Below are 21,753 nucleotides of genomic sequence, written 5' to 3'. Positions count from 1 at the left end.
ATTCTCAAACGTGTAAAATGTGGTAAACTAGTAATTGAGAATTATTATCACTAGATCGGAGTGCTCCAGAATGCAAATGGCTTCCCTATACATCCAACTGCAGCAGCATGATCTGCTTCAGCTCACACCACTGCAGGAAACCAATCATCATAATCCATCAACCAAGAGCAAGGCTGCCAATGAATATACATTGCTTATTGCTCTGGATCATGGAATTCGGCTGTTAACAAACAACATCTCCCAAGATCTGAGCCAAGGAAGTTGTATTCTGCTCCCTACTCAGCAATCCTACATTCTCAAAACGAAAAAAGAGCAAACGCATGTAGCCCGGTTTGTCTTTCTTGCTTTTCAAGTGGATCAATCGAATCTGCTTCCGGCTTGCCCCCCTCTTATTCTGGGCTTTCCTTACAGGCTATCTCTTTCTACTATAAAACTTGCGTTGGCAGGCGAGGACTGGATCTCTCCTTCTCCTTTGCAATCCAACAAGAAAAATCGGTTGCAGGAGAAGAAATATCCCCCTACGCATCGATCAAAATTAGCAGTTACTCAGGCACGGCTGCAACTGATACTTGGCCTGATGGCTCAGCTTGAAAACGTCCCTCCGCCAGTACAAAATGATCAAGCGGTACAGCTTACACTCAGCTATATGGAGCAGCACTACAACGAAGATCTAACCGTAGAGTTCTTGGCCGAAATGGCCGGCATGGTTCGATGGCAATATAGCAAATTGTTTAAGGTGATGACTGGTAAGAAACCAACGGATTACCTAGCAGAGCTTAGAGTCCAGCATGCCAAAAAGCTACTGTCCAGTTCTACCGATACCTTGCGTGAGATATCCAGACAAGTCGGTTTTAAGGATGAGTATTATTTCAGTCGGCGTTTTCATCAGCTCACAGGACACCCTCCACGGGAATACGCGAATATACTAAGACGGACCAGGCAAAGAACGATAACCGATTCCCTCGGCAGGCAGATTTCCCTCCCCAATGAGGCTATGCGTATCGTGGCCACAGGTACCAATACCCTTGGAGAGTTGCTTGCTATAGGTATCCGTCCAGTCGGTGCGGGTATAACTACAATGAAATCACAAGTCATATATCGGAACAAACTGCTTCAGATCCCTGACATTGGACTGCAAGCCGCACCGGAACAAGTCTCCCTGCTGAAGCCTGATCTTATACTGTTAGGCAACTATAGTGAGCAGCAGTTACCTCGACTGGATGCCATTGCACCTACCATCGTTTATCACGAATCAACCAGCACTTTTGAGCGTCTTCGTTATATTGCGGATCTTTTCGGTCGAAGCAGAACGGCTGAACAGTGGATCGACCGCTATGAGGAAAGTGTCAGGAGGATACGGCGACAATTGGCGGATGATTATATTGCAGGAGAACGAGCAACTGTCTATCTGGTGCTGGGTAAAAACATATATGTTATGGGACAGACGGGATTTGCCGCTACCGTGTATGAATCACTTGGCTTTCGACCCACTGAATCCGTAAATCAACTGATCATTAATGGCAGACCTTGGATACAAATTGATTACAATAAAATCACACAATACGGTGGAGACCGAAACTTCGTGATGGTACCTCAGGAGGAGATGAATGTAAATATACCTTCTCCGCTACAAAGTTTGGTTGGCATGTTGGCACCCAGTAAAGTACATATAGTAGAAGCTGGCTGGAACTACGATGATCCCCTTACCCGTGAGAGGTTATTGACGATTCTACCCTCTATTTTTGCTAAGGATGGACTCACACCTCTGCTAGTAAATGAAAAAAAATAAACCGTGAAGCACGGTTTATTTTTTCAAAACATTTTCTCCATCTTACGATATGTGTCCAACAACCTCTGGTGATACTCTTTCGTATTCCTTATATAAAACATAACGATTAACACCTCTGGAAGAGTTAAGTGCTTCATGCGCGTGCTGAATAGCGGTATCACGGTTTTCTGCTTTGAGTTCAATACCCGCGAGCAATGTTGATCGCATCCACTGTTTTTTAATGGATTGAAGTCTTTCACGCGCATCTTCACTTTTCCCGTCTTCCAAGAGTAGAATGGTTTCGTAATATGTACGGTAGTCCGATAAGCCGATATGAGGTACAGCTTGCCGAATGGCAAACATATCCTTGCGATATAATCCGTAAGCTGCCTTGAACTGTGCTTGTGTTGTTCTTCGCTTATATTTCTGCATAATTTGCTCCATAACTAGTTCTACCTCATCATCAAGTCTGTTTGCAAGAACATAAATAATGTATGTCCCAGGTGTATTTTGCTGCTTGGATAAAAAGGACTCTAAACGATCTATACGCTTATCAAATACTAAAGGATAAAAAACATGCTTAATAAACGCGATAAGAATGGTAACGACTACACCCCCCACAATCAGAAATAGAGGATATTCGTTTATTTGCATAAACAAGACAAGCATCAATACAACCAAATAAAACCCGAATTCCCACCAAGAGTACCTCATAATGAATCTCCTTCTAATAGAAAAATAACCAGCAAGTCTATATTATATCAAATTTAATTCCCCTTTTTGTATAATCTTAGGAAACAAAAATCACGAAGAATATTCTATCTGTCGCAAAATCAAGCCTGACTAGATTTACTGATACAACAAAAAAGCCGCTGTATTATCGACTTTCAGTTGAAATAATTGAATTTATTTTTGTGCACGTAATAGTTCTTCAAAAGCTTTTATATTCGTGTCAAAATCAGGAACGGTTTGAGTTTCTTCAGCAGATTTGACCAGTTTTACAACCAAATCATTATAAGGCGTCGCAATTCCGGTGCCTTCTGCTCTGCTTGAAACAACCCCGTTAATATAATCAATTTCCGTTTTGCGGTTCTTCTCCAGATCTTGAAGCATACTTGCTTTGAGCAATCTGGAGGGCTCCATCCCGTAACGTAATGTTTTCACCCGTTCAGGGATATCTTCTTCGCTGTTCAGTTCGAGTGAACTGATGTCGAATCCATTCATTTTAACCAATGTGACCCCATTGGCACGAGCAACTTTAATCGTCTCGTCCGCAATGTGAGCTGCACTTACAATGCCGGCTTCATGATCGATGATCTCCCCATATTCACCATTTAATGCAGCAGACAAACCACTGAATGCATTGTTGATCAGCAATTTGGACCATTTGGTTCCAACCAGGTTATCGGAAATATGTGTTCCACCCACAAGATCCAACACCGATTTCACGCGTTGAATTCGTTCGGTGATTTCACCATTTAATTCGCCAATCTGAAAAGCATACTGTTTAAATTGAGTGTACTCGATTGTAAGACTTGATACACCTGGTCTAATAAACGTAGCGCCAAATTCAACGGAGCCTGCAATGACGCGTTTTTCACCAACAATAGACGCGACTTTTTCTTCCGGAATCCCGTTCTGCAAAGAACACACCATACTGTCTTCTTTCAAGAATGGAAGTAATTCCTGAAGAATGGAATCGTTGTAGAGTTGTTTGGTTAAAAGTAAAACGAGGTCATATTGTCCTGATTTTTGATCAGGAGTAATTGCTTTTACTTTGGCCTGAAACTCTGTGGTACCCGTCACTTTAGCACCCGCTTGATTCAAAGCATCTACATGTTCCTGATATGCATCAATTAACTCAACGTCCATTCCGCCATCCGCAAGGTATGCGCCTACGATGGTTCCCAAAGATCCTGCTCCTACAATTGCAATTCTCATTATATTTTTCCTCCTTATTTCTCTTCCAGGTAGTTGTATACAGGTTGTGCAGCGTTTAAGGTTAAGTTGGTAAGAATATGAGAAGCGGACACAACTTCCAACACAGGCAGATCTGCAAGAGGTGCCAATGCATGTTCGAACAATTGAAGCCGGGCAGGTCCTGTCCAAGCTTCTTTCACTTCGATGTCCGTAATTTGAGTACGGATCAGATCACATATTCTTAAATTCCCGGTATAGTCCGTAGCAATCTTAATCATAAAATTAGGTCGGCATATTTCACGTTTGGCGATATCCTTATCCATCTCCACGTGTTTATAGCCCATCGTAGCCGTGGCTACACGCAGTGTTCCATAATCAAGTGTGCCAACAAGTGTATCTGAATCGGTATACAACTTGGGTGCGCCCAGCTTTTTCGGATAGGCGGTGAGCTCTCGACCACTGGCTATCGCGGGGAAATTGTCTACGTACATCGAATGCACATAATCGCCTTCCTCCCCATTGAATTGCACAGGGATAACTTGTCCAGCTTCGGTATAGGCACCCAATCCAGAAACATCCGGCATCCACATCACTTCGAATTTAACCAAAGGTTTTGTAATTTCCAGTGGTTCTGGTACGGCTGCCCGCAACGCTTTTTCATCGGTTCGGTAAATAATATTCAAGTATTCACGATTCACAAATTTGTATGGTGGCATCGGGTATGCCGGTGCCGTTAGTGGTGTATTCAGATTTTTAGTTATGTTATTCACATCGATTTTCATCAAAGACACCTACCTCATAAATTTAGTTAAGTTTTGTTATATAAAAATTTGAACTGTATCTCATAAAAAAATTCTACATCAATATTTAAATTTAATATAATACATAATAAGTACTATATATATTTATCAGAATAAATAAGGAGTGCGCTTGAATGGAATTGCTTCAACTCAAATACTTTCAGACCGTTGCCTATACTGAACATATCTCCAAGGCAGCTGCACAATTGAATATCGCTCAACCTTCCCTAAGCTTGACGATTAAAAGACTTGAGGATGAACTGGGTACCCCCCTATTTCATAGGAGAGGACGAAACATTCAATTGAATTCCTCAGGTGAGATTTTATTGAAACATGTGAACCGGATTTTTATTGAAATTGAAAATGCAGAGATGGAGATTAAAGCGGAGGAACAGCAAATATCCAATACAATCAAGATCTCAATTACGAATACCCGATTTCTCACAGGTCTCATTAGTGACTATATTAACGCTTCCCCCGAAACCAAGCTTCATCAGGGTATTGGAACCCGCAGTGAAATTATTACAGGTTTGAAGAAAGGGGACATGCATCTGGGGATTACGGGGCATCCGATTCAGGATGAGGAGATTGAGAGTGTTGTCCTGGTTGAGGAGGATATTGTTTTGGTTGTGCCCACGGACCATGCATACGGTGGAGAGACAAGCATTTCATTAAGTGTTGTTGCAAATGAGCCCTTTATTTCCCTTGCCGATAATAAGGAGTACAGCCGATTTACCACCATGCTCTGTGAAAAAGCAGGCTTCCTCCCCAATCATGCATTTGAGGTCGATTCTCATACGCTGCTTGAAATTATCAGCCTTAATCAGGGTGTTGCATTAATTCCGATCTCCGTATGTAGAACACTAGGGTTACGTTATGTAAAAATTGCAGATGATTCAGCTATATATCCCATTAGCCTATCCTGGGTCAAACAAAAATGGTTATCTCCTGCTGTAAGAGAATTTCGTAATTTTATTACTTCGTATTATGAAGACCATGCTGGCTTGTTTAAAGTGGAATAGGATTTCTTTATACATGACAAACGATAAAAACAAAGACCAGGTTAGTTCCTTGGAAGGAACCGACATGGTCTTTTGTCGTTATCGTTCTTAGCTATACTGCAGTCTGTCCTTATACCAAACGTCCGGAATCATCTTACGCTCCAGCTCCAACAATTCATGAATGATCTTGTCCGCGTCGCTGATGGAACTCACGAGCGGGTCGGTGATCATCGCCCTTCTCAGCTTCTCGTAGCTCTGTTCCAGAACAGCTTCAACCGTAAGCTCATGCGTATCCAGTACAAGTTCTTGCATACCTCTAATTCCGCGTGGCATCTCGCCTACATGGAGTGGCTTCACTCCATCCATATCTACATCGCATAGTAGTTCCAGGAACGAATCGTTATTCATATTGGTTACCGCGCCTTGATTGAGCGTATTGATGAAGAACTTTTTGCCCAAGTTCCCCACCATATTCTCAATGATGTCAGTCGCATGATCTGGTCCGAAGGTGCTCATGTAATCGGCAATCGGGATGTTCCCTGCAAGAAAGTCATCCACCTGACGCCACATTTCGTCGTGACGCTCATATCTGTCCTCTGTCTCCCAGATCGATAATGGAGGAATGGTGTCCGCAGTTTTGCCAAGACCCTGCCAAAACCGAACGTATTCCTTCGTATGCGCCGTACAAGTGGGAATGATTCCAAAAATATCATACAGTTCATAGGTGATCGCATCGTTAAAAAGAGCTTTTGCGCCGCGATCACCGCCGTTATTCTCGTCACCTGCCATCTTGCGCATGGCTTCTGCGATCGTGGGCATCACATTTTTCCCTTCATACTCGGCTTTGAGCAGCCAAGTGAAATGATTGACACCCGCGATTCGAAAATCGAATTTCTGGTTGATCTCCTCAGTGAACTGCCTATTGTCTCCAATGATACCCGCTCTTACGGCGTAATAGGCTTTCTTATGCGGCATATGATGACTATCGCACAGCGCAAACGATTTAAGCTTCGGAGCATATCGATGTAATGCGATGCCATGAACGGTAGACGGGTTAATATAATTGATCACCCAAGCATCCGGACACAACTCCTCAATGTCTGTGGCGCATTCCATAATAACCGGCAGTTCCCGCATCGCACGAAAGATTCCGCCCGGGCCAATCGTATCGCCAGAACACATGCGAATCCCATACTTTAGAGAAACCTGGCAGTCGATGCCCCGATATTTCACCGATTCTTCCGCAAAGCTGAGCACAACGAAGTCGGCTCCCGGAAGCACCTGTCTTCGGTCCACTGAACCCTCAATCTTTAGGGAGACGTTGTTCTCCTTGGCGACCATTTCCGCTAGTTTTACCATTTTCGAGAGCCGTTCCTCGTCCGTATCCACCAAAGCCAACGTTCCCTGATTCAAATATGGGGAGTGTACCATCTGCCAGATGGACTGCCGACCAAAAAACAGGCTGCCCGCCCCAATAACAACTACCTTTGGATGCTGTGTACTTGTAGCATTCATCAATAACCCCTCCTCGTAACGATATAAATTCATTATAGGTGAGTGGGCTGGAATCGAAATGTGTGATAGTTTTCAATACATGTCATATCGTACGGTAGTTAACAAGAGATAATTCCTTTGATATGATAGTGAAAAATAAAGGATGTCATAAAGTAGAGAGGAATGAGTTGGGTTAGATGCATGCCGGAACTGTAAATATGAGTGTAATCGACGAACTTTCAGAGTATATCACACTTCGCATGAGCTCTTATTTGGAACAAACGCACGACAGTAATTGGACAGAGCACAAGTCTCATTCCGATTATGATCTGTGGTTCATTACAGCAGGCTCCGTCCAGATTACCATCGATGGAATCGAGCATATGGCAGAACCGGGTGACGTGGTGTTTTTTTATCCGGATATGCCCTATATGGCTTCCACGACCGGAGAGTTTTGCCGATTCGTTTACATGCACTTTGATTTCAGCATCGCTGAGCAAAAAAGAATTCTCGGCGAGTTTCAGCTCCCGGGCATTGTACCTGGTAATCTGATTCGAGAGGAATCAACGCTTTTCACCTCGTCCTATCGAAGATTCAAGCAGAGCAGCGACGCTTCCGCCAGTCCACTTTACTTGAAAGCCTCTCTGCTTCTCGTCATCGCCAAAATTTTGGAATTACACGGGCAAGGCTTATATCACGGTGAGTTTCTGAAAGACCGGAAACTGAGGAAAATCGAAGGAAGTCTGGAGGTTCTACAGAATGTGTTCTCATACGTGGATGAGAATCTTCATCGTGCCATCCGAGTTAACGAACTTGCAGATATTGCCGGCGTCTCTGAGAAATATTTTATTTCTTTGTTCAAAAAAATTCTCGGTATAACACCTGGGCAGTATATCAATCAGATCAAAATGAACCGGGCCAGAGACTATCTGTACGAGAAAAAATATACGATCCAGCAAATTGCCGGATTTCTGGGTTATCCCGATCCCTTTACGTTCTCCAAAGCATTCAAAAAATTCTACAACGTGCCTCCTTCCAAATTTGAATAACATGCCGCAGACAAACAAAGAGGCAACCGGTCGATCCGGCTGCCTCCATACTTGATGAATCATTGGTTATTCAGGGTTTAGTTTACGTACAGGTCCCTTCAGCGTCCCTCATACTCAAAAGGAGCTTCAGTGGAATACATCTCATGGAAAAATCCTTTATACGGTATATCCTCTTCCAGACATTTAATGAGATACAACAGTGCTTCGTCAGCTTCCGGTTCTTCGCCAGCACGCTGCATTTCCTCAAATTGACCTAGAATATTCTCCAAGAGAGTAACTTGAATAAATAAAGGCAGCTTCTCCAACATCGAATCTTCGATCTTGGTCTCGGAAGTATATCCAGCGAGGGCATTTTGAAAATAGTCATCCATGAACTGTCTGCGTTTATCCGCATCCGGCTCAAATTGAACCCAGCCGACTCCGTGTGTCCATAGATCGGCCAGATCATACATATACCAACCAAAGCATGAATTATCAAAATCATACACGGTGATCTGTCCGGTATCAAAATCGATCGAGTAATTCCCATCGTTATAATCAAAATGGATCATGCCAAATGTCTCTTGGTTTGTATCCAAACCTTGTAAGGTATTCAGGAGCTCAACCATCTTCTCCTTAAGCAGAGGGAATGATTCAGGTACCAGGTTATCGATATATTCACCGCTGTAATTGTCAATCAAATGATGCCGGCGATGAACGGGAGTGTACCCTTTCGATAGCTGATGCATTTTCCCCAGAACTTTACCGCTATTATAATAGTATTCGGTAAGTGGGACCCCTTCACGATACTGATAATGGTTCTCTATCAGCAACTTTCCCTTGGCCTTCACAAACATACATACAAAGAATGTATGCTCATCATAAGTGATCTCTTCTAACAAAAAGCCCTTTTTCGAGCTAACTACATTCGAGACACTTGCACCGTGCTCAAACAGATACCGGACATACTCCAGTTCGGCAATGTAATCTTCCCGCTTTCTTTCAGGCAAAAAAGACACCCGTAGAATTAGCGATTCACGCCCCTCTTGCTCGCATGTGTAAACGACATTCCGTCCACCCTCATGAGGTGGAATAAGCTGAATATTGTAACACTCCAGATGAAACAGCTCGGATACCAGCGACAGTAAATGTGTATTGCTAATGTTAACAGCCTCGTTAAAGTTAATCTTGATCTCCTCCAGTAAACATTGTTTGGACGGTTTCCCGCACTGCAATGTCCACAAAAGGAATCTCTGTAACGCAAATATCCTTTTGTGAACCTAAAGCATAATCACCTTGTTAGACATTGAATTCACTCCTCTTGTTTGAATAAAACAATTTTACATAATTATCCCTTATTTGACTAGTACAAAATAAAGACCGCCCATATGGGCGGCGTGTAAAATTTTATATAATTACAGCGTTTCTCCGTTTGTTTCAATAACTTGTTTGTACCAGTGGAAGGAGTCTTTGCGAGTTCTTTCAAGCGAACCTTTGCCAGCATTGTCTTGATCTACATATATGAAACCATAACGTTTGCCCATTTCAGAAGTCGAGCAGCTAATGATATCGATAGGCCCCCAGCTAGTGAAACCCATCAATTCAACGCCGTCAGCGACAGCTTCTTTCATCTGCTCAATGTGGCTGCGCAAGTAATTGATGCGATAAGGGTCATGGACTGCCCCGTCCTCTTCCGGTGTGTCGATAGCACCCAGCCCGTTCTCAACGATGAAGAGCGGCATCCGGTAACGGTCATACAATCGGTTCAGCGCGACGCGAAGACCAATCGGATCGATAGGCCATCCCCATTCGGTAGCTTTCAGATGAGGGTTTTTAATCTGACTTACCAGCATACCAGAGTTGCTGTTGTCATTCGGGTCATATTTTCCGATATACGTCATGTAATAACTGAAAGCAATAAAGTCCACGGTATTATCCCGGATAATGGCATCGTCGTCAGGAGCTTTAACCAGTTCAATGCCGTTTTCCTCAAAATATCTTTGCATATAGGATGGGTATTCGCCTCGTGCCTGCACCTCTGGGTAGAACAGGTTCATCTGATCTTCCTTCATTGTCTGCAACACATCTTCAGGTTTACTAGAAGCAGCATACGTTTCCAGACGGCAGATCATGCAACCAATCTGAGCATTTGGCATCTTCTCTTTACCACTTTTGACAGCCAGTGAGCTTGCTACAAATTGATGATGAGTTGCCTGATAGGCTACTTGCTCTGGTGTACCCTTAATTTTATCTTCCAGAATGCCGCCGCCAGTATACAGACTTGTCAGCATCATATTCATTTCATTGAAGGTAATCCAGTATTTCACTTTGTCTTTGTAACGGTCAAACAGCGTATTGGCAAATTTCAGATACAGATCGATCATCTCGCGGCTTTCCCAGCCGTTGTACTTGCGGGTTAACTCTACGGGCATCTCGTAGTGAGAGATCGTTACAAGCGGCTCAATGCCGTATTTCAAGAGTTCGTCAAGCACGTTATCATAGAAGGCAAGACCAGCTTCATTGGGAACGGCTTCTTCTCCTGTAGGGAAGATCCGTGTCCAGGCGATCGAAAGACGAAACACTTTGAAGCCCATCTCCGCAAACAAGGCAATGTCTTCTTTGTAGCGGTGGTAGAAATCCACGCCGTTCCGTTTCGGGAAATATACGTCTGTGTTACCGCTCAGGTATTCTTCCAATTGAACAGAATCGACGTCGAAGGTGAAATCCTTGCCATTGCGCTCCTCATGAGGAACGAATGGAGCCATGTCTGAGGTAGAGAGTCCTTTGCCGTCTGCGTCATATGCACCTTCCAGCTGATTGGCAGCGGTAGCTCCGCCCCATAAAAATCCTTCAGGAAATGAGTGTTTAATTGTTTTTGTCATGTTGTTTCTCTCCTTTTTTTGTGTATGGTATTCATGAAGCTGTTAACTAACGGTGAGGAGAAGCAATTCATTCATTGGAATCACCCCCTTCACCTGAACAGGTACTACATCGAGGTAATCCGGCGTATTGGTTACGATGACTGGTGTCACAAGGTCAATACCCGCACCCTGAATGCCATCCATATCAAATTCCAGAAGTAAAGCACCCTTCTTCACTTCTTGTCCAGCAACAACCTTCACGTCAAAAAATTTCCCTTTGAGCGATACGCTGTTTAGTCCAACATGAATGAGAATGTCAATTCCACTGGATGAGGTCAGCATAATCGCATGTTTACTTTTGGCGACCAACGTGACGGTTCCGTCAAAAGGAGCTGTAACACGTCCATCCTGCGGACGAATTGCAATACCTTTCCCGGTCATTTCCTCAGCAAACGTTTGATCTGGAAGCTCTGCGAGCGGCACCAATTCACCAGTGAGCGGGCTGAACACCTCCCCCTTCTTTTCCTCGATGGAATGTACTGTGACAGGTGTCACCGTTTCTTGAGAAAAGGCAGTAGTTGTATTCAGTTCCTGTTCGGTTAATGTTTGTGCTGAGTCGGACATGGCGGAATTGCGTGTATTTGGCTCTTCCCACTTGAGCAGCAAAGTCACTACGAAAGAAACGCTAAAGCTGATGCCAATTCCGATTAATGCATACCAGAAATTAGACATGCCACCATTCGGGCCAATATATAACGGAAGTGAAAGCAATCCTGGTACAGCAAAACCGAAGCATTTCAGACCCACTGCGGTAATAAAGCCACCTCCTGCTGCCCCACCAATGAGTGAAGCGTAAAACGGTTTTTTCAGCTTCAAGGTGACACCATACAGTGCGGGTTCAGTAATACCAAGCAAGGCTGATATGCCACTGGATAAAGCAATGGATTTCATTTTTTTATCTTTGGTCTTGAGGAAAACAGCCGTGACTGCACCAGCCTGACTCATATTGGTTATCAGGTTGATCGGTAGCAAAAGCACGTCATATCCAAGTTTGCTCAGATTCTGCAATGTGCCTGGGAAGAACGCATAATGCATACCCGTCATAACAATCAGAGGCATGAGGCCGCCGAGAATAATGCCGGTTAACGGACCTGAATGGGCAAAGAGCCAGGAAGTACCCATTTCCAGATAGATGCCCATGTAATTCCCTAGGGGGCCAATCGCAATTAATAGAATTGGCACCGTGATGACTAGCACAATCATCGAGGTAAAGATGACTTTGACAGGACCGGGAATAAAACGATCGACCCAGCGATGTACATAACTCAGAAGCCACACACCCAGAATAATGGGAATAACGGACTGGGTATAATTCACAATGGACACGGGCAGCGAGAGAAAACGAATTGGTTCAAGCTGGTTTGCCAGATACGCATTCAAAATCGTTGGATACAATAAAGTACCTGCAAGCGTCAGGGCGATATATTCATTCACTTTGAACTTGCGGGCAGATGATAGAGCCAGAAGGAAAGGCAAGAAATAAAAGGCCGCATTAGCGATTGAGGACAGAACTTGATACTCACCGCTTTTCTCCTGTATCGCGCCAAGTGTAACGAGCAGTGCCAGAATCCCCTTTAACATCCCGGTACCTACGATGGCAGGCAGAATCGGAGTAAAAATGCCGGAGATTGTATCCAAAACAGCATTAATCCCTTTAGAGCGCGGCGCGTCTGTTTCAGGCTTTGATATGCCACTATGCTTCATCTGATCCTCGATCTGCTCATATACGGCTGCAACCTGGTTACCAATTACCACTTGAAACTGATCGTTCTGAAACTGTGCACCGAGCACGCCATCGAGTGCTTTGATCTGTTCCAATTGAACTTTGTTTTGCTCTCGAACATTGAAGCGAAGTCGTGTGATACAATGCCAAGCTTGCGTAATATTTTCCTGTCCGCCCGTTAATCGAATAATTTCTTTGGACAACTCCCGGTGATTCATGATGCTTCCTCCTTTTTTGGCGAAAAAAAAACCAAATGTATTACCGGCCCGCCGCAGATGCGGAGTCGGAAACATTTGGTGGTGCCTGATCGAATCAGTAACACTCCATATTCAATTCATATTGATGATGGTATAACTTCAAACAGGTTGTATTGAGATTAATCCATATCGGTACGGGATGTCACTCTCTCGATGTGTATCATGAGATATACCATCTCATCGGGAGTAATCACGAATCCGCGTTGCCTCTCCATCGCCTCCTTTATTTTGAGTGCGCATTGGAAGCTGATAGGATATCGCTCCGACAATACATCATATAGAAATTGCTGATCTTTAAAAGAGAGCACTTCCCGGTTCAACTGACGTACAATGAAGTATCTCAGATGGGTGATGAACCTGGAAAAATCAGCAGATTCCTGATTCAGTACCATTCCGAAATGTTCCGTCATGATCCCTATAATGTCGTTAATCATCTGTGTAATTTTAATTGTTTGGTTCATGCTGCCCGAGTCGAATTGAGAGTTCACGAAATGAAGGGCAATAGAGCTTGATTCACCAGATGGCAGTGAGACCAGAAAAGCTTCATTGATTTTTTGAACTGCCCATTCTCCGGCACGGTATTCGGCAGGATATAGATGGCGAATGTCCCAGTGAAGCGGATTTTGCACATCCACGCCTTTTTTGAAACGATCCAGCGCAAAATGAATATGGTCCGCCAGTGTTAACAGGATCGAGTCATTCAGCTTTTTTCCAATCAGCGTCTTGCCTTCTTCAATAATCTGATCCGTAATGTCGATGACTTGCAGAGGGATATCACTGAGAAATTGCTCGACTCGCTGATATTTGTCATTCGAGCCGATTCTGAACATTTTCTGGATCTGGCTCTGCTCAATCGGCTGTCCTTTCACTTTTTTGAAGCCAACACCCGTTCCGATGACAATGACTTCGCAACCTTCCGTGTCTTCCGCCAGGGCGATGTTATTGTTTAACGATTTTTTGAACCTCATGATGTTCTCACCCCCAATATACAAAAAGCACCACCATGATCCAGAACACAAGTCAAACAAACTTGTGAAATCCAGATTGTGGTGGTGCCTGATCGAATCAGTGACACTCCTTATTTAGCTGTATTCTATACCAGCCATGTAATCGTTGTCAATACCATTACTCTGGAATTGTTATGCACTTCGTTCATATGGAGATTACCTCTATATAAACTAACATGAAATCGCATATCCTATTCATCCGAAGTTTGGTTTTCCTGAGCATTATAATAGTACCGAATCAGGATATCCTGATCATAGTTGCCAAAACCTTTGCCAAACAGGGTAAGCCCACCTCGGCCAGCTACTCCCTCTTCCGGCTTCAATCCAAACGTCCAGTAGGTGGAAGAATCCAGTTGCAGATCATGGATACGCACATCCGAGATGCGCTGGCCATCCATAAACGTCCCTTCTCCGTTAATGCGCAGTACTTTCAGTACACCATACTGGTTGACGTCCAATTTCCACCATAGCGGTGTATGCTTGCCTTTCCGATCCCCAAAGTCCCCTGGGCTTGTCCATGTTCCCAAGTGATTGCCATTAAGTGAAAAGCGAATGTCGGAAGGCCAGTTTTCATTGACTTGGGGTGCTTCCGAACTGAGTTCGAGTGAAATTTCAATTTCCTGGAGATGCTGTTCTGTATTGAGATAGTTGGGAATCTTATATTCCAGAAAACCTCGTGCCATCCAAAGGATTCCCGCGTTCACCCGATCCGGATCCATGAAGCAGGCTGGTGTGTCATATTGTCCAATCATTTGCGTTGTTGTTGCAATGCCACAGGTGGGCCAAGCTTCGTAATCCGTATACTGACCAACCGGAATAGAGACTTCATGGTAAGGAGCATCTACTGGGTCAGGAGAAAGATTGATAGTCATAAATTCTTGCAGAATAAAGCAGTATTTATACGTTCCACCGTTCTCGCGCTTCATGCGGCTGCCTACGATGCCCGCTTTCTGCAATTTGCTTACATGTGTACTAACGATGGCTTTGCTCAGGTACAGCTCTTTGGCAAGCGCATTAATATGCATCTCCCTGTTTTGCAATAATAAACGAACGATATTTAAACGGGCCTCACTGGCGAGCGCCTCATATATGATCAAGGACGGGGCATCCGTGCCAAGCATCATGACCTTCACTTCCTTATCTCTATAGAATTCAATATATTATTGATTTAGGATTCGTTTTTTAGCGAACCCTGCGAAATGAACTTGCTCAATATAATAGCATTATGATACACATTAGATAACAAATCAATCCGTTGATTTTGCTTTTATGCGAACTCATCTCGAAATAAAGTTTATTACACACCTAAAATTAATTCTATGGAGGTTTTCCCATTGCTTACATCCAAAATGCTTATTGATAAAGACTTTCAGATTGCTGAAGTAGATCCACGTGTCTATGGTTCATTTATAGAACATCTGGGACGGGCCGTATACGGCGGTATTTATGATCCAGGTCATCCCACGGCAGATGCTCAAGGTTTCCGTCAGGACGCCATTGAAGCGATCAAGGCTCTGAACGTACCCATCGTTCGGTATCCGGGCGGCAATTTCGTATCCGGTTACAATTGGGAGGACGGCGTCGGTCCGGTAGCGGAGCGTAAACGCAGACTTGAACTGGCATGGTGGACGATTGAAACAAATGCGGTAGGAACAAACGAATTTGCAGATTGGGCCAAACTGGTTGGAACCGAAGTCATGATGGCTGTAAATCTGGGTACTCGCGGCATTGATGCGGCCAGAAACCTGGTCGAATACACCAACCACCCATCTGGCACATACTGGAGTGATCTGCGTATTTCTCATGGTTACAAGGAGCCGCATAAATTCAAAACGTGGTGTCTAGGCAACGAAATGGATGGCCCTTGGCAGATTGGTGCGATGACCGCACATGAATATGGCCGTATTGCCAATGAGACCGCTAAAGCGATGAAATGGGTAGACCCGGATATCGAGCTTGTGGCCTGCGGCAGTTCCAGCCGTGACATGAGTACATTTGCAGATTGGGAAGCAACCGTGCTGGATCTCACCTATGAAAATGTGGACTACTTGTCCCTGCATCAGTATTACAACAACAACAAAGACAACACGTATGACTTCCTGGCGACATCGCTGGATTTGGATCAATTTATTGATAGTGTTGCTTCGATCTGTGATTTTGTACAAGCCAAAAAACGCAGTAAGAAAAAATTGATGCTGTCCCTGGATGAATGGAATGTCTGGAAATCCATTGGCACAAGCCGTATGGAAGAACGCTGGCAGATTGCTCCTCCTGAATTTGAAGATGTATACACGCATGAAGATGCACTAGCCGTGGGCTGTTATCTGATTACCATACTCAAGCACGCCGACCGTGTAAAAATGGCTTGCCTTGCTCAGTTGATTAACACCATTGCACCAATCATGACCGAGAACAACGGAGCGATCTGGTTCCAGACGACCTATTTCCCGTTCATGCATGCATCCAACTTCGGACGTGGTACGGTGTTGCGATCCATCACAACTTCACCTAAATATGATTCCAAAGACTTTACAGATGTGCCTTATCTCGAAGCAATCAGTGTGCATGATGAAGAGAACGGCACAATCACAATCTTTGCGGTGAATAGACATCTGGATGAGCAAATGGAACTGAATGTGGACCTGCGTTCCTTCGGAGAAACGACATTCGTGGAGCATATCGTACTGGAGAACAACGACTTGAAAGCCACTAATACCAAAGAAAACCCACGTAACGTTGTTCCTCACAACGGCGGATATACAACGGTTGACCAGGGTAAAGTGCAAGCAGTCTTGAACAAAGCATCATGGAACGTGATTCGCCTCAAAACCAAACAGGCATAAAGGCTTAATAACAGCGGAATAGAATCGGTTTCCACTCTGCAATACAGCAAAAAGCACCGCGTGCAGCTCCCAGCGCGCGGTGCTTTTTGCTGTATGACAGTGGTCGGCCGAACTACATGGTTGCAAAGTTAGACGTTTGGCGCGGATTTTAATTCTAACGAACACAGGAGTAGCTATGCTGCAGAACCAGCCCCTTTTTCACACTATATCTTACATTTTGCAGCGAATAGGGTTTGTCATGTTCGTTAGAATTTTAATGGCTTGATATTGACCCGAATAAGGTTTCTGAGGTTCGTTAGCACTGAGCAATCATGCGAAATCGAGCTGGTTCGAACCTCATATACAACATAAGCAAATAAGCCACCCTCCGTTTGCCGTACGGAGAGCAGCTTGCAGTTAAGCATCTAGCGAAGAAGCTGAAACAGAACAGCGAAGAAGATAAGGAACAGAACAGAAAGAGATCAGATCACCCATTACACTAGCAATCCTTCCTTCCCAAATGCAACGAAGGTTGTTTTCTATTTCACGAATTCATTTCAAGTATTAACCTTGTTGTGCTTCCTCTTCACCTTCGGCTTCTGCCGCAGCTTGGCTTGCTGGAGTCATCAACCCTTGAACTGCCCCCATAAATGGCTGAATCTGCTTAATCATGCCATACCCCATTTTGACCACAGGTGTAAATTTCTGGATCATGCCAAACAACCGCATACCACCGCCTAACATACCTCCAATCGAGCCTGCACCGCCAAAGCCACCTAACAATGAACCTAGCATAGGCATGAAAGATGATACCTGGGCTTGCCTAGACGTTGAACGAGACATCGACCGGGATCGCACCTGCGACTTACGAGTGCTGTTCCCCCGTTTACGGTTCCGAGAGGATGCTGTTTTTCTCGTAGCCCCTGCTTTAGGTTTGGTTTTGCGAGCACTGCCTTCAGATGAGGGTGCTGTGATTGCGGCCTGAGTAAGTTTTCCGCCCCCGGTAATCACTAAGCCTGTGGGGTTGACACCAGAGATGTAGCCAACGTACGTTTCCCCATTATGAAGAGTCACGCAGACTGGACGATCTTTGAACCGTTTTGCCTTGACGTGTATTTCATTGGTCTTAGCCATGGAATTCACCTCACTTGACTTGATCTACTTCAGTCTACGCAATGGGTGGACGACTTGCCTGTGCGAATAGTACATCCGTGTGCCGAAATTGAAAAATGACCAGCGCTTCATTGGATAGAAATACACAGCAACGAGATAATGCTGGAAATTTTTAGATTGGAGTAATTATTGATGGAAAGATTGCTTTGTGGAACCTTTGCCATCTCCTACCTCAACCTCCGTATATGCTCCGTTCTCTCATTATTTCATTTAATTCAGTCGCACGTAATTTAGCCGGTGCGGACTTCGCTTTGTTTTTTGAGTCCAAATCGTTTCTCCACAAGCCACAATGTGTGATTCAAATGTATTCTATCTTCATTCATCGTGATCCGGTGACGTATGTATGATAAGTTCAGGTGCGGCGTTATATCTTTCCTACTCTTTAACCAGCATATTACGCTCGACGTCGTTCGAGGCATTCACAGCTTCCTGAGCATACTGAATTGCTCGCTCGCGATGACCCAATCTGCGTTCAATTTCTGCAAGCAGCGCATATCGCATCCATTGCTTTTTAATCAAAAGCAGTTGTTCCCTGGCCTGTTCACTCTGCCCGTCTTCATTGTGAAATAATTTGAGCGGCCTAACTCTTTCGGTAAGCAACCTTGTGAAAAGCATTGATATAACGAAACAGTGCCTCACCATCATCAGGCACATGCGTGCTTCTGTCCAGTGGCAGCATCATTGCCTGATATGGTTCTGGCACCATTCTATATTGATGGACATAGGAGGTCAGGATGAATCCGTTGCGTTGCCAGAACTGAATGCGTTCCTGATGAGCCCCCGTTGTCCCGGACTCCGCCTCGATAATTATCCCTTTGATCTCATGTTCCCTTAATGCCCAGGCTCTGAGCTGCTCCAGCATCCAGGTTCCTATGCCCAACCCGCGCAGCTTCTGATCAACTGCGAGGTAGTCAATGATCAGAATGCGGTCCACAGCCTTCCCCTCCAGTCCAGTAACAGCCATCGCAACCACTTTTCCCTGATGCACGCCCGTGTGTAAATAACCAACCCCTCGGTCCAGCATACTGCGCAGAATCACTTTTGTCTTCGCACCGCTTTGAAAGGCCTCATGATAGATCCGCTCCATCCGTGCCCACATTGCTTCATCCCACTCCTCTATAGTAGTAAACTCTAATTCCAGCATCTCGTTCGCCTCCAGAATTTTATTATACTGACTTCAAGACATGTAAGAGATATTCCTTCCGATTGAATCGGATGCGGCGAGAACAGAATTTCAGTCGTTCCATTGGAAGGAATACCGATATCATCGCCAACCAAACCTTTAACATCGAATGAAATGAATAAAAGAACGCGATAATAGCGACTTGAATATAAAATCGGTGCTCAACCTGTTCTCTTTATAACGCCAATTTGGTCAGGAATTGTTCAATCTCGTCCATATACCCAGCGGTGGTAATACTTCTTGGAGCAAACAGGAATCTCAGCCATATTCTCCATTCCGAGCCTGCAATGGATGTAGGAAGCATCGAATGCTCCGTATTTTGAAAAATCTTCTTGTGAAGCAAGTACGACGGCTTGACTTCCTGACGATATGCACGCTCGGTATCCTTGATATCGACATTGACGTCATCTTCTCCAAGCAATAGCAGGACTGGTGTTTTGAAATTGTGCAAATCCTCCGTTGCATCCACTGTGAAGTTTTTACTCACAAAGTTCCAACGATCCTTGATCATCTGCTCCTCACCTTGACGTGCAAGCCTAATGTATTCCTCATAAGAACCATGACGTTTCAACACATCATTGATCTTGTTATCGTAATCCACCTGTGCTTGTATCTCAGTGGCCGAAAATCCATCCTGGGCCATTTGACTCCGTGTGTTGTATTCTCCCTGTCTCAGCCAATTGATCGCTGGAGAAACAAGAATACTAAATGCGAGATTTTCCTTGCCTGCAAGCTTGGGAATGACCCACCCCGCCTGACTCGCTCCCCATACACCAATTTTGGAAGCATCAATCATCGGTTGCTCTTTCGCCCAAGCGATAGCCTGCTCGGCTTCAACTACGCGATCATCGATGCTTTGATTCAGCCAGTTGCCTTCGGAACCACCTATGCCGCGTTTGTCCAGCGACAACGAAGCGTATCCTATGGAAGCAAGACGCTCCCACAATGGCTTATATCCATCACTATGTGTCGAATCAATTGGACCATCACCATGGATGAAAAGCACGAGTCCCAGCTTGCCTGATTCGTTCTCAGGCAGAGACAGTGTACCTGTCAGTTTGCCTTGTGGGGTTTGAATTTCGATGTGTTGTTCGACCATACTATAGTCCTGTTGCACAATAATGTACGTTCCTGTACCAACAATTAATAAAATGAAGACGAGTAGTGAAATCCAGATTCTTTTACGTTGAAGCATGATATTCTCCTTTGCGGGTCATATATTTCCACTGTTGTTCACCGAGAAGCATGCCGGTCATCCAGCTTTTTGTACTGTTTTGTGTGTGAAACTGCAGACGTTCGTACATCTGAATGGCTTTCAGGTTGTGACTTGCCACATGCAGACTGAGATACGACATCTGCGGGGATTGCAGCATGTATTGCTGCGCCCATGCGAGTAATTGTCTGCCGATTCCCTTGCTCTGATGTTGTGGATGCACAACGATATCCTCGATGTAACATTCCTGCGTCACAGGTTCGTGTTTCAGCAAATGAATTCCCGTTAACATCAGAAGGCGTCTCCAAGCGCCGATGTGATTGCAAGCGTACCACACCTGGGAACCTCTCACCTTTCCAGCGATCTGTTCATGAGAGTCTGACTTCCACTTCAACGACATCGTGCCCACAATAACATCGTCTTCTCGTGCGACCACGCGCAGATTTCCAGTATCTTGGGGAACATGATGCAGCATCTGCTCAAAGGCTGTGGCCAGATCTGACAAAGACATTGAAGTGGACCTCTGGAATTTATGTCCAAATCCATAAGCCATTAGTTCGCTGGCTATTTTGTAACGATCAGGCTGGATGCGTTCAATCTGAACGAGATGTGTCATAAGGCAACCTCCTGTTCTGTTGTGATCTGTGACAGTAATTCATAATGAAGCTTGTCGGGTGTGAACAACGATAAATACGATTTTTCCACCATGAGTAGTGGCCCCTGACAGACATATCCCACCTCTTCGGCGTTAGCATAAAAATGCTGAATGTGAGCAACCAGTTGTTCTTCATTTTCCACAAAAAGATGACAGGAGAGATACGTACCCGCTGGCAGCATCAGATGATGCATTCCTTCCTGAGTGGGAGTGTACATGCCTACGAGGCCGGACGAATCGTAGACATAATGGAGATCTGCTTCAAACAGATTGGTGATCTTGCCTTTGTGCTGTACAAGTGTCTGCGCATTCAGCGTGGCAGTAGCCTCCATCTCAAACCATAGCGATAGCGGCGTGGCTTCGCGCTGAATGATGTTATATGCTGTCTCCACCGGATCTGCAAGATATGCTTTTTCCTCCAATAACTTCTCCATAAAATGCTTGGTCTCCTGAAGTTTCTTAATCTCGGCTTTGGTATCGGTCAATGCCTGATGAAAGAGCAGTGTGATCTCTTCGGGAGTCAGACGTGTAAGACATTCTTTGATCACTTGAACGGACAGCCCCATCTTACGCAGCAATAAAATATGGGCAAGCCTGTACACTTCATCCATGCCATACATTCGGTACTGATTATCAGCTGTGTAAGCTGGATGCAACACTCCCTTTTCCTCAAAATAACGAATTTGATGTACCGATACGTGCATCAGCTTGGCCAATTCGCTAATTGTAATTTCAGCATTCACTGTCATCCCTACCTTCGCTTCTTCCTGCACATAGCATAAACCTTA

The 21,753-nt window shown here is 44.6% G+C and carries 19 protein-coding genes; 4 read left to right on the top strand and 15 right to left on the bottom strand.

Annotation, left to right across the window (positions count from 1 at the left end; all coding sequences use genetic code 11):
* The first annotated feature begins 70 nt into the window (after window positions 1-70).
* A complete protein-coding gene (locus QNO02_RS15005) occupies window positions 71-1,789 on the top strand; it encodes an AraC family transcriptional regulator (protein ID WP_289392624.1) in 1,719 nt (572 codons plus the stop codon).
* A gap of 42 nt (window positions 1,790-1,831) precedes the next feature.
* Here the strand turns inward: QNO02_RS15005 and QNO02_RS15000 are convergent, their stop codons facing one another.
* The 3 genes from QNO02_RS15000 to QNO02_RS14990 all read right to left on the bottom strand — a co-directional run bounded on the left by QNO02_RS15000 (window position 1,832) and on the right by QNO02_RS14990 (window position 4,470).
* Entirely contained in the window at window positions 1,832-2,482 is a 651-nt protein-coding gene (locus tag QNO02_RS15000) for a hypothetical protein (protein WP_289392623.1), read from the bottom strand.
* 192 nt (window positions 2,483-2,674) lie between these two features.
* Window positions 2,675-3,709: a ketopantoate reductase family protein gene (locus QNO02_RS14995; protein WP_133384817.1), complete on the bottom strand. Its 1,035-nt coding sequence runs from the start codon at window positions 3,707-3,709 to the stop codon at window positions 2,675-2,677.
* A 14-nt stretch (window positions 3,710-3,723) separates the two neighbouring features.
* A complete protein-coding gene (locus QNO02_RS14990) occupies window positions 3,724-4,470 on the bottom strand; it encodes an acetoacetate decarboxylase (protein ID WP_289392786.1) in 747 nt (248 codons plus the stop codon).
* A gap of 152 nt (window positions 4,471-4,622) precedes the next feature.
* Here QNO02_RS14990 and QNO02_RS14985 point away from each other — a divergent pair, with 152 nt between their 5' ends.
* Complete coding sequence (locus QNO02_RS14985; protein ID WP_289392622.1) at window positions 4,623-5,510, top strand: LysR family transcriptional regulator; 888 nt, start codon at window positions 4,623-4,625, stop codon at window positions 5,508-5,510.
* Between the two features lie 87 nt (window positions 5,511-5,597).
* On the opposite strand, the gene QNO02_RS14980 is transcribed toward QNO02_RS14985, so the two are convergent.
* Window positions 5,598-7,004 (bottom strand): family 4 glycosyl hydrolase, encoded by a 1,407-nt coding sequence (locus QNO02_RS14980; protein ID WP_289392621.1) that lies wholly within the window; start codon window positions 7,002-7,004, stop codon window positions 5,598-5,600.
* A gap of 197 nt (window positions 7,005-7,201) precedes the next feature.
* Here QNO02_RS14980 and QNO02_RS14975 point away from each other — a divergent pair, with 197 nt between their 5' ends.
* Window positions 7,202-8,032 carry an AraC family transcriptional regulator gene (locus QNO02_RS14975; protein ID WP_289392620.1) on the top strand — a complete coding sequence of 277 codons (831 nt, stop codon included), beginning with the start codon at window positions 7,202-7,204 and terminating at the stop codon, window positions 8,030-8,032.
* 98 nt (window positions 8,033-8,130) lie between these two features.
* Here QNO02_RS14975 and QNO02_RS14970 read toward each other — a convergent pair whose 3' ends face one another.
* The 5 genes from QNO02_RS14970 to QNO02_RS14950 form a co-directional block, all read right to left on the bottom strand.
* Window positions 8,131-9,255: a phosphotransferase enzyme family protein gene (locus tag QNO02_RS14970; RefSeq protein ID WP_289392619.1), complete on the bottom strand. Its 1,125-nt coding sequence runs from the start codon at window positions 9,253-9,255 to the stop codon at window positions 8,131-8,133.
* 171 nt (window positions 9,256-9,426) lie between these two features.
* The gene (locus QNO02_RS14965; RefSeq protein WP_289392618.1) at window positions 9,427-10,893 is read right to left on the bottom strand and encodes a glycoside hydrolase family 1 protein; all 1,467 of its coding nucleotides are present in this window, start codon (window positions 10,891-10,893) and stop codon (window positions 9,427-9,429) included.
* A gap of 42 nt (window positions 10,894-10,935) precedes the next feature.
* Window positions 10,936-12,873 (bottom strand): beta-glucoside-specific PTS transporter subunit IIABC, encoded by a 1,938-nt coding sequence (locus QNO02_RS14960; RefSeq protein ID WP_289392617.1) that lies wholly within the window; start codon window positions 12,871-12,873, stop codon window positions 10,936-10,938.
* A 158-nt stretch (window positions 12,874-13,031) separates the two neighbouring features.
* The gene (gene licT / locus QNO02_RS14955; RefSeq protein WP_036615740.1) at window positions 13,032-13,880 is read right to left on the bottom strand and encodes a BglG family transcription antiterminator LicT; all 849 of its coding nucleotides are present in this window, start codon (window positions 13,878-13,880) and stop codon (window positions 13,032-13,034) included.
* Between the two features lie 230 nt (window positions 13,881-14,110).
* Entirely contained in the window at window positions 14,111-15,043 is a 933-nt protein-coding gene (locus QNO02_RS14950; RefSeq protein WP_133384811.1) for an ArsR/SmtB family transcription factor, read from the bottom strand.
* Window positions 15,044-15,268: 225 nt separating this feature from the next.
* Here QNO02_RS14950 and arfA point away from each other — a divergent pair, with 225 nt between their 5' ends.
* Complete coding sequence (gene arfA, locus QNO02_RS14945; protein ID WP_165980277.1) at window positions 15,269-16,762, top strand: arabinosylfuranosidase ArfA; 1,494 nt, start codon at window positions 15,269-15,271, stop codon at window positions 16,760-16,762.
* A 543-nt stretch (window positions 16,763-17,305) separates the two neighbouring features.
* Here the strand turns inward: arfA and QNO02_RS14940 are convergent.
* From QNO02_RS14940 to QNO02_RS14915, 6 genes are all read right to left on the bottom strand, one after another.
* Window positions 17,306-17,875, bottom strand: a complete 570-nt coding sequence (locus QNO02_RS14940) for a hypothetical protein (RefSeq protein ID WP_289392616.1) — start codon at window positions 17,873-17,875, stop codon at window positions 17,306-17,308.
* A gap of 414 nt (window positions 17,876-18,289) precedes the next feature.
* Window positions 18,290-18,433 (bottom strand): hypothetical protein, encoded by a 144-nt coding sequence (locus QNO02_RS14935; RefSeq protein ID WP_176872642.1) that lies wholly within the window; start codon window positions 18,431-18,433, stop codon window positions 18,290-18,292.
* Between the two features lie 61 nt (window positions 18,434-18,494).
* Window positions 18,495-19,058 carry a GNAT family N-acetyltransferase gene (locus QNO02_RS14930; protein WP_091030368.1) on the bottom strand — a complete coding sequence of 188 codons (564 nt, stop codon included), beginning with the start codon at window positions 19,056-19,058 and terminating at the stop codon, window positions 18,495-18,497.
* Window positions 19,059-19,272: 214 nt separating this feature from the next.
* Window positions 19,273-20,292, bottom strand: coding sequence for an alpha/beta hydrolase family protein (locus QNO02_RS14925; RefSeq protein ID WP_289392615.1), 1,020 nt, complete (start codon window positions 20,290-20,292; stop codon window positions 19,273-19,275).
* Window positions 20,279-20,926, bottom strand: a complete 648-nt coding sequence (locus tag QNO02_RS14920; RefSeq protein ID WP_289392614.1) for a GNAT family N-acetyltransferase — start codon at window positions 20,924-20,926, stop codon at window positions 20,279-20,281. Before QNO02_RS14920 ends, QNO02_RS14925 begins: the two co-directional genes overlap by 14 nt.
* Complete coding sequence (locus QNO02_RS14915) at window positions 20,923-21,714, bottom strand: helix-turn-helix domain-containing protein (protein ID WP_289392613.1); 792 nt, start codon at window positions 21,712-21,714, stop codon at window positions 20,923-20,925. Before QNO02_RS14915 ends, QNO02_RS14920 begins: the two co-directional genes overlap by 4 nt.
* Between the last annotated feature and the right edge of the window lie 39 nt (window positions 21,715-21,753).

Origin of the sequence: Paenibacillus sp. PK1-4R (assembly GCF_030369595.1) — a bacterium.
Taxonomy (GTDB): domain Bacteria; phylum Bacillota; class Bacilli; order Paenibacillales; family Paenibacillaceae; genus Paenibacillus.
Note: the sequence above shows the minus strand (reverse complement) of the source record. Positions and strands in the feature narration are given on the sequence as shown.

Bases quoted from the DNA above. Each gene is read 5' to 3' on its own strand.
- QNO02_RS15005 (WP_289392624.1), top strand. From the start codon at position 71: ATGCAAATGGCTTCCCTATACATCCAACTGCAGCAGCATGATCTGCTT.
- QNO02_RS15000 (WP_289392623.1), bottom strand. From the start codon at position 2,482: ATGAGGTACTCTTGGTGGGAATTCGGGTTTTATTTGGTTGTATTGATG.
- QNO02_RS14995 (WP_133384817.1), bottom strand. From the start codon at position 3,709: ATGAGAATTGCAATTGTAGGAGCAGGATCTTTGGGAACCATCGTAGGC.
- QNO02_RS14990 (WP_289392786.1), bottom strand. From the start codon at position 4,470: ATGAAAATCGATGTGAATAACATAACTAAAAATCTGAATACACCACTA.
- QNO02_RS14985 (WP_289392622.1), top strand. From the start codon at position 4,623: ATGGAATTGCTTCAACTCAAATACTTTCAGACCGTTGCCTATACTGAA.
- QNO02_RS14980 (WP_289392621.1), bottom strand. From the start codon at position 7,004: ATGAATGCTACAAGTACACAGCATCCAAAGGTAGTTGTTATTGGGGCG.
- QNO02_RS14975 (WP_289392620.1), top strand. From the start codon at position 7,202: ATGAGTGTAATCGACGAACTTTCAGAGTATATCACACTTCGCATGAGC.
- QNO02_RS14965 (WP_289392618.1), bottom strand. From the start codon at position 10,893: ATGACAAAAACAATTAAACACTCATTTCCTGAAGGATTTTTATGGGGC.
- QNO02_RS14960 (WP_289392617.1), bottom strand. From the start codon at position 12,873: ATGAATCACCGGGAGTTGTCCAAAGAAATTATTCGATTAACGGGCGGA.
- licT (WP_036615740.1), bottom strand. From the start codon at position 13,880: ATGAGGTTCAAAAAATCGTTAAACAATAACATCGCCCTGGCGGAAGAC.
- QNO02_RS14950 (WP_133384811.1), bottom strand. From the start codon at position 15,043: ATGATGCTTGGCACGGATGCCCCGTCCTTGATCATATATGAGGCGCTC.
- arfA (WP_165980277.1), top strand. From the start codon at position 15,269: ATGCTTATTGATAAAGACTTTCAGATTGCTGAAGTAGATCCACGTGTC.
- QNO02_RS14940 (WP_289392616.1), bottom strand. From the start codon at position 17,875: ATGGCTAAGACCAATGAAATACACGTCAAGGCAAAACGGTTCAAAGAT.
- QNO02_RS14930 (WP_091030368.1), bottom strand. From the start codon at position 19,058: ATGCTGGAATTAGAGTTTACTACTATAGAGGAGTGGGATGAAGCAATG.
- QNO02_RS14925 (WP_289392615.1), bottom strand. From the start codon at position 20,292: ATGCTTCAACGTAAAAGAATCTGGATTTCACTACTCGTCTTCATTTTA.
- QNO02_RS14920 (WP_289392614.1), bottom strand. From the start codon at position 20,926: ATGACACATCTCGTTCAGATTGAACGCATCCAGCCTGATCGTTACAAA.
- QNO02_RS14915 (WP_289392613.1), bottom strand. From the start codon at position 21,714: ATGACAGTGAATGCTGAAATTACAATTAGCGAATTGGCCAAGCTGATG.